The organism is Variovorax sp. GW460-12-1-14-LB1 (genome assembly GCF_059423605.1).
Genome location: NZ_JBWKYF010000031.1, coordinates 59,169 through 73,667, shown reverse-complemented (window position 1 = coordinate 73,667; position 14,499 = coordinate 59,169). Strand labels below are relative to the sequence as shown.

Annotated in this window: 13 protein-coding genes; 9 read left to right on the top strand and 4 right to left on the bottom strand. The window is 70.6% G+C overall.

All coding sequences use genetic code 11. From position 1 onward, the window contains the following. Positions 1–252: 252 nt before the first annotated feature. From AC07Y4_RS17295 to AC07Y4_RS17280, 4 genes are all read left to right on the top strand, one after another. Complete coding sequence (locus AC07Y4_RS17295) at positions 253–705, top strand: MarR family winged helix-turn-helix transcriptional regulator (protein WP_487847445.1); 453 nt, start codon at positions 253–255, stop codon at positions 703–705. Between the two features lie 85 nt (positions 706–790). Further along, positions 791–1,216: an organic hydroperoxide resistance protein gene (locus tag AC07Y4_RS17290; protein WP_062481095.1), complete on the top strand. Its 426-nt coding sequence runs from the start codon at positions 791–793 to the stop codon at positions 1,214–1,216. Between the two features lie 189 nt (positions 1,217–1,405). After that, positions 1,406–2,524 (top strand): DUF2855 family protein, encoded by a 1,119-nt coding sequence (locus AC07Y4_RS17285; RefSeq protein WP_487847446.1) that lies wholly within the window; start codon positions 1,406–1,408, stop codon positions 2,522–2,524. A gap of 33 nt (positions 2,525–2,557) precedes the next feature. Next, positions 2,558–3,601 carry a serine/threonine protein kinase gene (locus AC07Y4_RS17280; RefSeq protein ID WP_487847447.1) on the top strand — a complete coding sequence of 348 codons (1,044 nt, stop codon included), beginning with the start codon at positions 2,558–2,560 and terminating at the stop codon, positions 3,599–3,601. On the opposite strand, the gene AC07Y4_RS17275 is transcribed toward AC07Y4_RS17280, so the two are convergent. Then, positions 3,602–4,498, bottom strand: coding sequence for a LysR family transcriptional regulator (locus tag AC07Y4_RS17275; protein ID WP_487847448.1), 897 nt, complete (start codon positions 4,496–4,498; stop codon positions 3,602–3,604). A 90-nt stretch (positions 4,499–4,588) separates the two neighbouring features. Here AC07Y4_RS17275 and AC07Y4_RS17270 point away from each other — a divergent pair, with 90 nt between their 5' ends. From AC07Y4_RS17270 to AC07Y4_RS17250, 5 genes are read left to right on the top strand one after another with little or no spacing between them, the layout of a single operon-like run. Beyond that, positions 4,589–6,298 carry an acyl-CoA dehydrogenase family protein gene (locus tag AC07Y4_RS17270; protein ID WP_487847449.1) on the top strand — a complete coding sequence of 570 codons (1,710 nt, stop codon included), beginning with the start codon at positions 4,589–4,591 and terminating at the stop codon, positions 6,296–6,298. Positions 6,299–6,331: 33 nt separating this feature from the next. Then, positions 6,332–7,321: a Bug family tripartite tricarboxylate transporter substrate binding protein gene (locus AC07Y4_RS17265; protein ID WP_095747087.1), complete on the top strand. Its 990-nt coding sequence runs from the start codon at positions 6,332–6,334 to the stop codon at positions 7,319–7,321. Positions 7,322–7,359: 38 nt separating this feature from the next. Continuing rightward, positions 7,360–8,328 (top strand): tripartite tricarboxylate transporter substrate binding protein, encoded by a 969-nt coding sequence (locus AC07Y4_RS17260; RefSeq protein WP_487847450.1) that lies wholly within the window; start codon positions 7,360–7,362, stop codon positions 8,326–8,328. A 16-nt stretch (positions 8,329–8,344) separates the two neighbouring features. Further along, the gene (locus tag AC07Y4_RS17255) at positions 8,345–8,791 is read left to right on the top strand and encodes a PaaI family thioesterase (protein WP_487847451.1); all 447 of its coding nucleotides are present in this window, start codon (positions 8,345–8,347) and stop codon (positions 8,789–8,791) included. Beyond that, entirely contained in the window at positions 8,788–9,933 is a 1,146-nt protein-coding gene (locus tag AC07Y4_RS17250; protein WP_487847452.1) for a CaiB/BaiF CoA transferase family protein, read from the top strand. Before AC07Y4_RS17255 ends, AC07Y4_RS17250 begins: the two co-directional genes overlap by 4 nt. 12 nt (positions 9,934–9,945) lie before the next feature. On the opposite strand, the gene AC07Y4_RS17245 is transcribed toward AC07Y4_RS17250, so the two are convergent. Genes AC07Y4_RS17245 through AC07Y4_RS17235 form a run of 3 tightly spaced genes read right to left on the bottom strand, consistent with a single transcriptional unit; the run spans position 9,946 to position 14,491 of the window. Beyond that, on the bottom strand, positions 9,946–10,935 hold the full coding sequence (locus tag AC07Y4_RS17245; RefSeq protein WP_487847453.1) for a Bug family tripartite tricarboxylate transporter substrate binding protein: 990 nt from the start codon (positions 10,933–10,935) through the stop codon (positions 9,946–9,948). Next, positions 10,932–12,146, bottom strand: coding sequence for a VWA domain-containing protein (locus tag AC07Y4_RS17240; protein ID WP_062482648.1), 1,215 nt, complete (start codon positions 12,144–12,146; stop codon positions 10,932–10,934). Before AC07Y4_RS17240 ends, AC07Y4_RS17245 begins: the two co-directional genes overlap by 4 nt. Next, positions 12,143–14,491: a DUF5682 family protein gene (locus AC07Y4_RS17235; protein WP_487847454.1), complete on the bottom strand. Its 2,349-nt coding sequence runs from the start codon at positions 14,489–14,491 to the stop codon at positions 12,143–12,145. Before AC07Y4_RS17235 ends, AC07Y4_RS17240 begins: the two co-directional genes overlap by 4 nt. Positions 14,492–14,499: the final 8 nt, after the last annotated feature.

Genomic DNA, 14,499 nt, shown 5'->3' with positions numbered 1-14,499 from the left:
CGGATCAGGGCTCGCAGCTGTTTGAGCGAAGCGAGTTCTGCGAGACCCCGCGAAACGCGAGCACCGCAGGTTGCCCGTAGCGAAGCGAAGGGACGCAGACAGTGGGGTCGCCTTTCTTTGCTTACTTTCTTTGGCGAAGCAAAGAAAGTGAGTCGCCCGCCGGGGCGAGACCCGGCCCCGGAAAGCACCCCCCAAAACCAATCCCAAACAACTACATTGCACACAATTCAATTGCGAACTACAATTCAACCCATGCCAACGAAACCCAACACAGACGACCTGCTCAAGCTAGACAACCAGCTCTGCTTCGCCGTCTACTCCGCCTCCTTGGCAATGACCCGTCTCTACAAGCCGTTGCTCGAAAAGCTCCAGCTCACCTACCCCCAATACTTGGTGATGCTCGCCCTCTGGGAGCAAGACGGCCCCACCGTCTCCGCCCTAGGCGAGCGTCTCTCTTTGGATTCCGGCACCCTCACCCCGCTCCTCAAGCGCCTCGAAGCCAACGGCTACGTATCCCGAGTCCGCGACGTCGCAGACGAGCGCCGCGTCCACATCACGCTCACCCCCGCAGGCCGCAAGCTCAAGTCCCGTGCCGCCAACGTCCCCGAGTGCCTCATGGCCGCCGCCGAATGCTCCGTCCCCGAGCTGATCGCCCTCACGCAGCAGATCCAGACCCTGCGCGACCGCATCCGCAAAGCCGCCTGACACACAAACAACCCATCCAGAGTTCTCCCCGGCTTCGTGAGAAGAAGCCCTTTCATCACCACTCCCCTGACCAAAGGAAATCACCATGACCACCAAGCTCGACAAAGTTCTCTACACCGCAGAAGCCCACACCGTCGGCGGCCGTGACGGCGCCGGCAAGTCCAGCGATGGCGCCATCGACGTCAAGCTGAGCTCGCCCGGCTCGGGCAAGCCCGGCACCAACCCCGAGCAGCTGTTCGCGGTCGGCTACGCCGCCTGCTTCATCGGCGCCATGAAGGCCGTCGGCCCGAAGATCAGCGTCAAGGTGCCGGAAGAAGTCGCCATCGACTCGAAGGTCTCCCTCGGCCCGACGAACGGCGGCGCGGCCTACGGCATCTCGGTGCAACTGGCGATCTCGCTGCCCGGCCTCGACGACGCACAGAAGAAGCTGCTGGTCGACACCGCCCACCAGGTCTGCCCGTACTCGAACGCAACGCGCGGCAACATCGACGTGGAACTCACCATCGTCTGATTCCGCTCTGACGGTTTCACGAAAAAAAGCGCCCCGGCCCCAAGCCCGGGCGCTTTTTTCATGTCTGTCTCACGGGTGACGCCGAAACGCACGCCGAGATAGCGCCTTTCACCAAGCTTGGCTAATGTGGCCGCACGTCTCGCCCGTCCCGCCCCCCGTCTTCAACACACACCCGTGGAGATCGACCCCATGAGCACCACCCACCTCCTGATCCGCAAAGACCAGCTGGCCACCGCGCGCCTGCACACCGACACCTCCGACCGGCCACTGACCGACGGCCAGGTGCGCGTGCGCATCGACAGCTTTGCGCTCACCTCCAACAACATCACCTACGCCGCCTTCGGCGATGCGATGAGCTACTGGCAGTTCTTTCCCTCAGAGGAAGAAGGCTGGGGCAGCATCCCGGTGTGGGGCTTTGCCAGCGTAGTGCAGTCGCAGCACCCGGGCGTGGCCGTGGGCGAACGGATCTACGGCTACTGGCCGATGTCCACGAGCGCGGTGCTCAGCCCCGACCGGCTCTCGCCCTCGCGCTTCACCGACGCGGCGGCGCACCGCGCCGAGCTGCCCGCGGTCTACAACCAGTACTTCCGCTGCAACGCCGACCCGCTGTACACCACCGACACCGAAGACCTGCAGGCGCTGCTGCGCCCGCTGTTCATCACCTCGTGGCTCATCGACGACTTCATGGCCGACAACGACTTCTTCGGCGCCACCACCATGCTGCTGTCGAGCGCCTCGAGCAAGACGGCCTACGGCACGGCCTTCCAGCTGCACCAGCGCGACGGCATCGAGGTGGTCGGCCTCACCTCGCCCGCCAACGTGGCTTTCTGCCAGAGCCTGGGCTGCTACGACCGCGTGGTGACCTACGACGCGCTCGACACCATCGCGGCGGACACGCCGTGCGTGTACATCGACTTCGCCGGCAACGGCGAGCTGCGCACCGCGATCCACGAGCGCTTCACGAACCTCAAGTACAGCAGCTCGATCGGCGGCACGCATGTGGAGCAGCTCGCCGCCAAGGGCGCGGGCAAGAGCCTGACCGGCCCGCGCGCCACGCTGTTTTTCGCGCCGGCGCAGATCAAGAAGCGCACCACCGAATGGGGCGCCGATGAGTTCGGGCGGCGCATGGTGGCCGCGTGGCACCGCTTCCTGGCCACGGTGACCGACGCCAGCAACCCCTGGCTGCACACCGAGCACCACCACGGCGGCGAAGCGGTGCAGGCCGCCTACGCGCAGGTGCTGGCGGGCAAGGGCGACCCGCGCACCGGCCATATCCTTTCGCTTTACAAACAAGCGGGCGCTCGCTGACCCGCACGGGGCCCATGTGGCGACAATCGCCGCATGACCCCTTCTTCTGTCGCGCCCGCGAACACCCATCCTTACGAGAGCCTCACGCCTGACGTGGTGCTCGACGCGCTCGCGACACTCGGCCTGCACGGCGACGGCCGCCTCACCGGCCTGAACTCCTATGAAAACCGGGTCTACCAGGTCTACCTGGAAGACCCGAACCCCCATCCTGCGGTGGTGCTCAAGTTCTACCGCCCCGGCCGCTGGAGCGAGGCCGAGATCCTCGAAGAGCACGCCTTCTCGCTCGAACTGGCCGCCGGCGAGGTGCCGGCCGTGCCGCCGCTGGCCTTCGACGGCAAGACGCTGCACCACCACGCCGGCTTTGCCTTCAGCGTGAGCCCCTACCGCGGCGGGCGCGCGCCCGAACTCGACAACTTCGAGGTGCTCGAATGGGTGGGCCGCTTCCTGGCGCGCATCCACACGGTGGGCAGCGCCAAGCCTTTCGAGGCCCGCCCCGCGCTCGACCTGCAGACCTTCGGGCTGGACTCGCGCGACTGGCTGCTGGAGAACGACAAGATCCCGCTCGACATGCAGCGCGAATGGGAAAAGACCTGCAACGAAGCGCTGGACATGGTCCGCGCCACCGCCCTGGCGCTGCAGCCGCCGGCCTCCGACTTCAAACCGCGCAAGCTGCGCCTGCACGGCGACGTGCACCCCGGCAACATCCTGTGGACGCCCACCGACCGCCCCGGCGGCGGCCCGCACTTCGTCGACCTGGACGACGCGCGCACGGGCTTTGCGGTGCAAGACCTGTGGATGCTGCTGTCGGGCGACCGCGCACAGCGCACGGCGCAGCTGTCGGGCCTGCTCGACGGCTACGAGCAGTTCCGCGAATTCGACCGCCGCGAGCTGGCACTCATCGAGCCGCTGCGCACCTTGCGGCTCATCCACTACAGCGCCTGGCTGGCACGGCGCTGGGAAGACCCGATCTTCCCGATCAACTTCCCGTGGTTCGGCTCCAGCGACTACTGGAAGGGCCAGATCCTCGTGCTGGAAGACCAGTGCGAGCAGATGGCGGAAGAGCCGCTCTACGCGTGATCACTGAGCGGCGTTCGCGGCCAGGCTCTGCGCCACGCCTTCGAGCAGCCGCTCGACCAGCACATTGACCGGCCCGGCGCGCCACACGCCGTAGGCCTCCGACTGCGCCACCGCGCGGTCGAGCGGGCGGAACACCGCACCGCGCAGCGCCGAGTGCCGCATCGCCTGCGGCACCAGCGCCACGCCCATGCCCTGCGACACCAGCGACACCACGGCCAGCCAGTGCCGCACCTCGTGGCGCACCTCGGGCAGGAAGCCCGCGTCGGCGCAGATCGACAGGATGCGCTCGTGGTAGTCGGGTGAGGCCTCGCGCGAGAACAGCACGAAGGGCTGATCACGCAGGTCGGCCGGCGCCAGCACGCGCTTGCGCGCCAGCGCATGGCCCGCGGGCAGGCAGGCCACGAAGGGCTCCGACAGCAGCAGCCGGTGCTGCAGCTCGGCCGGCATGCGGCTGGTGTGGACAAAGCCCAGGTCGAGCCGGTCGTGCAGCAGCTCGGCGATCTGCACGCCCGAATTGAGTTCGCTCAGCGTGATGCGCACCGCCGGATGCCGCGCCTGGAACGCGCGCAGCGCGGGCGGCAGGCCGCGGTAGAGCATGGCGCCCACGAAGCCGATGCGCAGCCGGCCCGCCGAGCCGGTGGCCACGTCGCGCGCCTCCAGCGCGGCCTCCTCGGCCTGCAGCAGCACGCGCCGCGCCGACACGCGCAGCGCCTCGCCCGCGGGCGTGAGCCGCACTTCCTTACTGTTGCGCTCGAACAGGCGCGCGCCCACCGAGTCTTCGAGCTGGCGGATCGCCACCGACAGCGGCGGCTGCGAAATGGCCAGCCGGCGCGCGGCGCGCCCGAAGTGCAGCTCTTCGGCGAGCACGGAGAAGTAGCGCAGGTGCCGCAGTTCCATGAATAGTTAAATCAAATCGTACAAGACCAAATCAATATTAGACACGGATCATTGCCAACTCAACAATGCGGCGAACCAGGAGACGCCCGCATGCCCACACCCGCTGCTTCCGCTGCCACAGCCGCCGCGCACCCGATCCCCGATCGCCACGGCCAGAACCTCTTCACCACCGACACCGAGCTGCACACGCTGCTCGCGCTGTATCTGCCCGAGGCCCTGCGCACCCACATGCGCCCGCACTTCGAGCGCTTGGGCGGCCTGGCGGGCGGCCTGCTGGACGACCTGGCCGGCACCGCCGACCGCAACCCGCCCACGCTGAAGCAGCGCACGCGCACCGGCATCGACGAGCAGAAGGTCATCAAGCACCCGGCCTATGTCGAGATGGAGCGCCTGGCGCTCAGCGAATTCGGCCTGGCCGCCATCTCGCACCGCGACGAGACGCTGGGCTGGCAAGGCAAGATGCCGCCGCTGGTCAAGTACGTGCTGACCTACCTCTTCGTGCAGGCCGAGTTCGGCCTGTGCTGCCCGGTCTCGATGACCGACTCGCTCACGCGCACGCTGAAGAAGTTCGGCGCGCCCGAGCTGGTCGCCAAGTACCTGCCGCGCCTGACCTCGCTCGACTTCGACGAGCTCGCGCAGGGCGCGATGTTCATGACCGAGCAGGCCGCCGGCTCCGACATCGCCGCCACCGCCACCACCGCGCAGCGCCAGGCCGACGGCAGCTGGCGCCTGGCCGGCGACAAGTGGTTCTGCTCCAACCCCGACGCCGGCTTTGCGATGGTGCTGGCGCGCGCCGACGACGCGCCTGCGGGCATGAAGGGCGTGTCGCTGTTCCTGCTGCCGCGCGAGCTCGACGACGGCAGCCTCAACCACTACCGCATCATCCGGCTGAAGGACAAGCTGGGCACGCGCTCGATGGCCAGCGGCGAGATCCGCCTCGAAGGCGCCGTGGCCTACCTCGTGGGCGAGGAAAGTCGCGGCTTCCAGCAGATGGCCGACATGGTCAACAACTCGCGCCTGTCCAACGGCGTGCGCTCCGCCGGCCTGATGCGCCGCGCGGTGGCCGAGGCCGAGTACATCGCCTCCGAGCGCCGCGCCTTCGGCCGCGCGCTCGAGCAGATGCCGCTGATGCAGCGCCAACTCGACAAGCTGCGCGTGCCGTCCGAGCAGGCCCGCACCATGGTCTGCCAGACCGCGCAGGCGCTGGCGCGCTCCGACGCCGGCGAGCCCGATGCCTATGCGCTGTTGCGCATCCTCACGCCGCTCATCAAGTTCCGCGCCTGCCGCGACGCGCGCCAGGTCACGGGCGATGCGATGGAAGTGCGCGGCGGCTGCGGCTACATCGAGGAGTGGAGCGACCCGCGCCTCGTGCGCGACGCGCACCTGGGCTCGATCTGGGAAGGCACCAGCAACATCGTGGCGCTCGACGTGATCCGCGCCGTGAAGCGCGAAGGCTCGCTGCCCGTGCTGCGCGCGCACGTCGAAAAGCTGATCGCCGACGCCACCGAACTCACGCCGGCCTTTGCCGCCGCGCTGCGCGACACCATGGCCCGCGCCTGCGCCCTGGCCGAGACCGCCGCGCGCGAAGGCGGCGACGTGCTCGCGCGCCAGGCCGCATCGGCGCTGTACCACTGCACCAGCGCCGCCGCGATGGCCTGGGAGGCCTCGGCCGGCGGCTCCGCCGCGCGCCTGCGCTGGGCCCAGCTGGTGCTGCTGCACCGCGTGCTGCCGCGCGACCCGCTGGCGCCCGACGCGCTGCCCGCCGACTGGCATGCCGCGCTCGTACGCACAGCGGCCTGAGCCCCTTTTCGAGAACAACGGAGACAAGACCCCATGCGACAACGACTCAGCCTCATCCTCGGCACCGCCTGCGCCGCGCTGCTGCTCGCGGCCACGCCCGCCGCACAGGCCCAGCCCGGCGCCTTCCCGACCAAGCCCATGACGCTGGTCGTGCCCTTCCCGCCCGGCGGCCCGACCGACGCGATGGCGCGCACGCTCGCCGCCGAGCTGCGCGACAAGCTCGGCCAGCCCATGATCGTGGAGAACCGCGCGGGTGCGGGCGGCAACATCGGTGCCGACTACGTGGCGCGCGCCGAGGCCGACGGCCACACGCTGCTGTTCGGCACCTCGGGCCCGCTGGCCATCAACGTGAGCCTGTACCGCAAGATCAGCTACGACCCGACCAGGAGCTTCGCGCCCGTAATCCAGGTCGGCTACCTGCCGAACATCCTGGTGGTGAACCCGGCCCTGCCGGTGAAGAACGTGGCCGAGCTGGTCGCCTACGCCAAGGCCAACCCGGGCAAGCTCAGCTACGCCTCGTCGGGCAACGGCGCCTCGTCGCACCTGGCGGGCGTGCTGTTCAACTCGGTGGCCGGCACCGACCTGCTGCACGTGCCCTACAAGGGCACGGGCCCGGCGCTCAACGACCTGCTGGGCAACCAGGTCAGCATGACCTTCACCGACATCCTCACCGCGCTGCCCTACGTCAAGGCCGGCAAGCTGCGCGCACTCGGCGTGGCCACCTCGGCGCGCTCGCAGGCGCTGCCCGAGGTGCCGACCATCACCGAGCAGCTGCACAAGCCCTACGACGTGAGCGTGTTCTTCGGCATCGTCGCGCCGGCCGGCACGCCGGCCGACCGCGTGACCAAACTCAACCACGCGTTCGCCGAGGTGCTCAACTCGCCGAAGGTCAAGCAGATGTTCGCCGCGCAGGGCCTGGAAGCCACGGCGGACACCTCGCCACAGAAGCTCGCGCAGTTCATCGGCAGCGAAACGGCCAAGTGGAAGGACGTGGTGAAGAAGTCCGGCGCACAGCTCGACTGACCGCCACGACGCACAAAAAAAAACAAGGAGACAAGAAGATGAAAACGCAACGGCTGTCACGCCTGGTCGCCCTCGCCGCGCTGTTCACCGCAGCCGGCACCGCCACCGCAGAGACCTACCCGCAACGCCCCGTCACGCTGATCGTTCCGTATGCCGCGGGCGGGCCCACCGACCAGCACCTGCGCGCCGTGGCAGAAGAAGCCGGCAAGGCCCTCGGCCAGCCCGTGGTGCTCGACAACCGCCCCGGCGCGAGCGGCACCAACGGCGCCGCCGCGCTGGTGCGCGCCGCGCCCGACGGCTACACGCTGGCCGTGCTGCCGGCCTCGGTGTACCGCGAGCCCTTCATCAACAAGGTGGCCTTCGACCCCGCGCGCAGCTTCTCGTACGTGGTGATGCTGTCCGACTACACCTTCGGCCTCGCCGTGAAGGCCGACGCACCGTGGAAGACCTGGCAGGACTTCGCGGCCGATGCCGCGCGCCGCCCCGGCAAGCTCAACGTGGGCGCCACCGGCGCGGTGGGCACGCCGCGCATCGTGATGGACGAAGCCGCCGAGATGGCGAAGGTCCAGCTCAACATGGTGCCCTTCAAGGGCGACGCCGAAGTGACCAACGCCATCCTCGGCGGCCACATCGACGCCGCGCCGCTCTCGGGCGTGGCCGTGCCGCACATCGACGCCGGCAAGATGCGCTACCTCGTGATGCTCACGCCGCAGCGCGTCAAGCGCTACCCGCAGGTGCCCACGCTGCGCGAACAGGGCGTGGACGCGGTCATCGATTCGCCCTACGGCATCGCCGGCCCGGCCGGCATGGACCCGGCACGCGTGAAGACCGTGCACGACGCCTTCCGCAAGGCGCTGGCCTCGCCCGCCGGCCTGCGTGTGCTGGAGCAACTGAACCAGCAGGCCAACGCGATGGACCCCGAGCAGTACCGCCGCTACGCGCTGGCCACCACCGCGCGCGAGAAGGAGCGCGTGGCGCGCCTGCGCCAGCGCGGCCTGCTCGACTGACCCCACGGTGCGCTGCATGCAGGACTTCGCTTTCACCAACGAGCCCGCCGGCGTGCTGTTCGGCCTGCCCATGCCGATGGCACGCGCCTTCGCGCTGCGCGGCGAAGCCATCGGCGACGAGCGCGCGCGCGTGCGCATGCCCTACAGCGCCGACCACACCAACAGCCGCGGCGACGTGCACGGCGGCGCGATCGCCGTTCTGTTCGACTGCGCGCTCTCCAGCGCCGTGCGCTCGCACGCGCCCACGGCCTTCGGCGTGGTCACCGTCGACATCACGGTGCACTACACCGCGCCCTGCGCCGGCGACGTGATCGCCACCGCCGTGTGCGAACGACGCGGCCGTGCGATGTGCTTCGCGCGCGGCGAGGCGCGCAACGCCGACGGCGAGCTGCTCGCGCTGGCCACCGGCACCTTCAAGCTGGTGCCGCGCACCACTCCCTCTTCTTCCGAGTCCACCCCATGACCACCGCTTCCCCTTCGACCGGCGCCCTCGCGGGCATCCGCGTGCTCGACATCTCGCGCATCCTCGGCGGCCCCTACTGCGGCCAGATCCTCGGCGACCACGGCGCCGACGTGCTCAAGGTCGAGCCGCCGCAGGGCGACGACACGCGCACCTGGGGCCCGCCCTTCAAGGAAGGCGTGGCCTCGTACTACCACGGCCTGAACCGCAACAAGCGCGTGCAGCACCTGGACTTCTCGACCGAGGAAGGCCGCGAGGCACTGCTGGCACTCGTGGCCGAGGCCGACGTGCTGATCGAGAACTTCAAGACCGGCACGATGGAGCGCTGGGGCATCGGCTACGAGGCGCTGTCGCAGCGCTTTCCGCGCCTCGTGTGGTGCCGCGTGTCGGGCTTCGGCGCCGACGGCCCGCTGGGCGCGCTGCCGGGCTACGACGCCGCCGTGCAGGCCATGACCGGCATCATGAGCATCAACGGCGAGGCCGACGGCGGCCCGCTGCGCGTGGGCCTGCCGGTGGTCGACATGGTGACGGGGCTGAACGCGGTGATCGGCGTGCTGCTCGCGCTGCAGGAGCGCCACCGCAGCGGACGCGGCCAGTTCGTGGAAGCGGCGCTGTACGACAGCGGCCTCTCGCTGCTGCACCCGCACGCGGCCAACTGGTTCATGGACGGCACGGCGCCGCGCCGCACGGGCAACGCGCACCCCAACATCTACCCCTACGACGCGCTGGCCACGGGCACCGATCCGATCTTCGTGGCCGTGGGCAACGACCGCCAGTTCGCGAGCTTCTGCCGCTGCATCGGCCTGCCCGCGCTGGCCGACGACCCGCTGTACCGCACCGCCGGCGCGCGCTCGGTGAACCGCGACGGCCTCAAGCAGCAGCTCGAAGCCGCCCTCGCCGCCTTCGACGGCCGCACGCTGGTCGACCAGCTGATGGCCGCCGGCGTGCCCGCCGCGCCGGTGCTGCCGGTGGCAGCGGCGCTTCAGCATCCGCACACGCTGCACCGCGAGATGGTGGTGGAGATGGAAGGCGGCTACCGCGGCATCGGCGCGCCCGTGAAGCTCAGCCGCACGCCGGCCAGCTACCGCCATGCGCCGCTGACGCCGGGCGACGCGTTCCTGCCCAACGACGACGCGGCGCGCTGACCTGTAGCGCGCTCAGTCGAACGAGAGCTTGAGCGCGCGGATCAGCGGATGCCAGCGCGCCGACTCGCGCGCCAGCAGCGTTTCGAACTCGGCCGGCGTGCCGCCCACCGGTTCGACGCCGGCCTCGGCGAGGCGGCGCTGCACCACCGGGTTGTGCAGGGCGCTGGCCACCGCGCGCTGCAGCCGCGCCACCACCTCGGGCGGCGTGCCCGCCGGTGCCACGAGGCCGTGGAAGATCGCGGCCTCGACCTTCGGCAGGCCCAGTTCCGCGAAGGTCGGCACGCCCGGCCATTGCACCAGGCGCGCGGGGTTCGCCACCGCGAGCACGCGCAGCCGGCCGCCCTGGATGAAGCGGCGCGCCGTCGCCAGCTCGCCCATCGCGAACGGCAACTGGCCGCCCGCCAACTCGACCAGCGCCGGCCCGGCGCTGCGGTACGGCACATGCACCATCTCCAGCCCCGCTTCGCGCGCCAGCAGTTCCATCGCGAGGTGCTGCGGGCTGCCGTTGCCGGCCGATGCAAAACTGAAGCGGCCCGGAAAGGCGCGCGCGTCCTCGATGAAGGCGCGCGCATCGCGCACGCCGCTGGCCGGGCCCACCAGCAGCACCATCGGCAGCCGCACCAGCTGCGTGACGGGCGTGAAATCGCGCGACGGGCTGTAGCTCAGGCTGCGGTACAGCGCCGGGTTGAACACCCACATGCCGTTGTCGGCCGACAGCACGGTGTGGCCGTCGGCCGGTGCGCGCGCAGCCTCGAGGGCGGCGAGCGTGGTGTTGCCGCCGGGCCGGTTCTCGATCTGCACGGGCTGGCCCGTGTCGATGGTGAGCTGGGCGCCGATGGCGCGCGCGACGACGTCGGCGATCGCGCCCGTCGGGAACGGCACGATCCAGCGGATCGGCCGCGCGGTGTCGTCGGGCTGCTGCGCCCAGGCCGTGCCGGCCACCAGACCCAGCAGCGCGGCCAGCCGCCGCCGTTTCAGGTCCGGCAGGCGGCGCGGCGTCACGGGGCGGCCCGGCTCGTCTTCAGGCCCTGCCCCGCGGCCCAGGTCGACACGTCCTCGCGCTTGATGGCCGCGGCCATGAGGCCCGGGAACGCATCGGGCGTGCAGGCGAACGAGGGCACGCCCAGCGCGGCGAGCTTGGCGGCCAGGTCGCGGTCGTACGAGGGCGCGCCCTCGTCGCTGAGCGCCAGCAGCGCGATGAACTGCACGCCGGCCTCCACCAGCTGGTGGGCGCGGCGCAGCAGGCCGTCTTCCACGCCGCCTTCGTACAGGTCGGAGATCAGGATCAGGATGGTGTTGCGCGGCTCGCGCACCAGCGTCTGGCAGTAGCCCACGGCGCCGTTGATGTCGGTGCCGCCGCCCAGCTGCACGCCGAACAGCAGGTCGACCGGGTCTTGCAGCTGCTCGGTCATGTCGACCACGGCGGTGTCGAACACCACCAGCTTGGTCGACACCGCCGGCAGGCTCGCCATCACCGCGCCGAAGATGCTCGAATAGACCACCGACGCGGCCATGGAGCCGCTCTGGTCGATGCACAGGATCACTTCGCGCTGCGGCTGGCGCGCCTTGCGGCCGTAGCCCACCAGCGTCTGCGGCACCACCGTGCGGTATTCGGGCTGCCAATGGCGCAGGTTGGCGCGGATGGTGCGGTGCCAGTCGATCTCCGAATGGCGCGGGCGGCGGTTGCGCTGGCTGCGGTTGAGCGCGCCGCTCACGGCGCTGCGCATCGGCTCCTCGAGCTTCTTCATGAGCTCGTCGACCACCTTGCGCACCACGGCGCGCGCCGTGTCCTTGGTGCCGGCCGGGATCACGCTCGCCAGCGCCACGAGGTTGGCCACCAGGTGCACGTCGGGTTGCGCGTTCTCGAGCATCTCGGGCTGCAGCAGCATCTGGCGCAGGTTGAGGCGCTCCATCGCGTCGCGCTGCATCACCTGCACCACCTGGCTCGGAAAGTACTTGCGGATGTCGCCGAGCCAGCGCGCCACGCTGGGCGCCGAATCGCCCCGGCCGCCGCGCTGCCCGCCCTGCCCCAGGCCGCGCCGGCCGTCGGCTTCGTAGAGCGCGGCCAGCGCCTGGTCGATCTCGCGCACGCGGCCTTCGATGGCGCCGCAGCTGGCGTTGGCCTCGCTGCCGAGCACGAGGCGCCAACGTTGCAGGCGGTCGGTGGGCGGCAGGGTTTCTTCTTCGTCGATGGGCGTTGGATTCGCGCTCATGCCTTCACTCCCAGCAGTTCCCGCAGCAGCGGCAGCGCGAGCACCGCGCGTGATTCGTCCCAGTCGGTGGCGGCGACGGCGGACGGCAAGGTGCCGCCGACGGTGCCGCGCTTGGCGCGTTCGCCGAGCGCGCGCCGGTCGGCGCCCGAGAAGTCCGCGAAGCTGCGCCGCACCAGCGGCAGCACCTGCACGAAGTGCTCCTCGCCGAGCCCCGCGAGCCAGCCGTCGACCAGCGACCACACGGCATCGTCGTGCAGCAGCACCATCGCGTTGCGGTTGAGAAAGCCTTCGAGCCAGGCCGCCGCATCGGTGGGCGGAGCGCCGGCCGAGAGGTTGCGTGCCAGTTGCTGCGAAGCGCCGTCGCTGTCGATCTGCGCATCGTCGAGCAGCAGGCGGCAGCTCACGCCGCGCAGCAGCGGCGCGCCGGTTTCGCCGAAGGCGATGGCGCGCAGGGCGTTGCGCCAGGCGGTGGTCGTTTCTTCGCCGTCGCGCAGGCGCACCGCGTCGTGCGCGCCGATGAGACGGGTGCGCAGCGACTCGGCAGCCTCGGCGTCGAGCGCGCCGCAGGCGATCGGCAGGCCGATGGCGCCGCGCACGATGAGGCTGTCGAGCACGTGCGAGAGCAGCGCGCTGTCGGTCTGGCGCACGCTGCCGTAGCGGAACACGTTGGCCAGCGGCGGCACGGCGCCGATGAGCTGCACGGCGTCGCCGGTGAGCGCGGCGCGGTCTTCGAGCGCGCGGGTCACGGCCTGCACGGCCACGGGCAGGTCGGCCAGCAGCACGGTGTCGACCTGCTCGGCCAGTGCGGTGAGCGAGGTCTCGGCCGCGAGCCCTTCCATCACGCGCGCGCTGGCGGCATGCGCCACCGTGGCGCCGAAGCGGCTGGCCTCGATGACGCGCAGCGCGAACTCGGGCTGCCACTGCAGCTGCCACACCTCGTGAAAGGTGCCGCGGCTCGCGCGCTGGCCGGCGGTGACCTCGCCCCACGGCAGATCGAGCAGGCGCAGGCGGTGCAGCAGGTGGCTGCGCGCCAGGTCGTTGGGCTGGCGCAGGTCGAGGTCGAGCGTCTTCGCCGTGGCTTCGGGCTTGAGACGCAGGCTCTTCTGCGCCTGCTCGAGGTCGCGCTGCAGCGGCACGGTGGGCACGTCGGCCGGCACCTGGCCCATGCGGTCGCCGACTGTGAGGCGCTCGCGGATGAGCGTGAGCGGCGCCTGCTCGCCCATGCAGATCACGCTGCGCACGGCCTCGTCGAGCTCGGGCAGGCCGGGCGCGGGACGCTCGCGCAGCGCGGCCAGCGTGTCGGCCAGGCGCGTGGCTTCGATGAGGTGGGCGGAAGAACAGTCGAGGTCGTGCTCGCGCAGCAGGCGCGCGACGCGTGCGAGCCAGCCGGTGCTGCGCCCCGCCACCTCGTGCCCCTGCTGCCACAGGTGCTCGTACCAGCCCGGCGAATCGATGCCCGCGCCGTAGCCGCTGGCGCTCGTGAGGTGCCGGTAGGTCCACGGCACCCAGGTCGCGAGCACCTTGAGCTTGGGCAGGCCCTTGAGCAGCGCGGCATCGGCCTTGGCGGTGGCCGCGCCCTGCAGCGCGGGCACGTGCCAGGCACCACACACGACGGCGATGCGCTGGTGGCCGGCCTTCACGGCCTCGCGGATCGATTGCCGCATGAAGGCTTCGCGCCGCTGCTCGCGTTCCATCGCGCGCACGCCGCGCCGGTCTTCGGGCGTTTCGGCGCGCACGGCGGTCATGGCTTCGGCGATGGCGCCGAACAGGTCTTCACCGTCGCCGCGCTCCTCGACCATGTGGTTCCACCAGCTCTCGCCGTCGGCATAGCCGGCGGCATGGGCGAGCCAGTCGAAGGGGTCGTCGGGCAGCGTGTGCGCCGCTTGTTCTTCCTCGGGCACTTCGACCGTTTCGGCGACGGGCACCGTGTCGGTCTCGTCATCGCCCAGCGGTGTTTCTTCAGGCGCTTGCGCCTTGGCCTCGTCGGCCGCGCGCGCGGCCTGCTCGATCGCCATGCGGTGCGCCTGCGGCAGGTCGATGAAGCGCGTGGGCACGCCGCGCGCGGCACCCCACTGCAGCGCCTGCCATTCGGGCGAGAAGGTGGCGAAGGGATAGAAAGCGGCCAGGCCAGTGTCTTCGCTCGCGTGGATCAGCACCGCCACCGGCGGTTGCAGGTCGGCATGCGCCAGGAAGGACAGCAGCGGCTCGGCCTCGGGCGGGCCCTCGACGAGGATGCAGTCGGGCTGCAGCGACTCGAAGGCGCGCAGCAGGCTGCGCGCACAGCCGGGGCCGTGGTGGCGGATGCCGAAGTAGTGCAGCGGCGAAGGCGCCGCGCTCGTGCTCATGCGCTGGC

Excerpts from the sequence above, each read along its gene's own strand:
- AC07Y4_RS17235 (WP_487847454.1), bottom strand. The coding sequence starts at position 14,491 with ATGAGCACGAGCGCGGCGCCTTCGCCGCTGCACTACTTCGGCATCCGC.
- AC07Y4_RS17295 (WP_487847445.1), top strand. The coding sequence starts at position 253 with ATGCCAACGAAACCCAACACAGACGACCTGCTCAAGCTAGACAACCAG.
- AC07Y4_RS17255 (WP_487847451.1), top strand. The coding sequence starts at position 8,345 with ATGCAGGACTTCGCTTTCACCAACGAGCCCGCCGGCGTGCTGTTCGGC.
- AC07Y4_RS17270 (WP_487847449.1), top strand. The coding sequence starts at position 4,589 with ATGCCCACACCCGCTGCTTCCGCTGCCACAGCCGCCGCGCACCCGATC.
- AC07Y4_RS17275 (WP_487847448.1), bottom strand. The coding sequence starts at position 4,498 with ATGGAACTGCGGCACCTGCGCTACTTCTCCGTGCTCGCCGAAGAGCTG.
- AC07Y4_RS17240 (WP_062482648.1), bottom strand. The coding sequence starts at position 12,146 with ATGAGCGCGAATCCAACGCCCATCGACGAAGAAGAAACCCTGCCGCCC.
- AC07Y4_RS17260 (WP_487847450.1), top strand. The coding sequence starts at position 7,360 with ATGAAAACGCAACGGCTGTCACGCCTGGTCGCCCTCGCCGCGCTGTTC.
- AC07Y4_RS17290 (WP_062481095.1), top strand. The coding sequence starts at position 791 with ATGACCACCAAGCTCGACAAAGTTCTCTACACCGCAGAAGCCCACACC.
- AC07Y4_RS17280 (WP_487847447.1), top strand. The coding sequence starts at position 2,558 with ATGACCCCTTCTTCTGTCGCGCCCGCGAACACCCATCCTTACGAGAGC.
- AC07Y4_RS17285 (WP_487847446.1), top strand. The coding sequence starts at position 1,406 with ATGAGCACCACCCACCTCCTGATCCGCAAAGACCAGCTGGCCACCGCG.
- AC07Y4_RS17250 (WP_487847452.1), top strand. The coding sequence starts at position 8,788 with ATGACCACCGCTTCCCCTTCGACCGGCGCCCTCGCGGGCATCCGCGTG.
- AC07Y4_RS17265 (WP_095747087.1), top strand. The coding sequence starts at position 6,332 with ATGCGACAACGACTCAGCCTCATCCTCGGCACCGCCTGCGCCGCGCTG.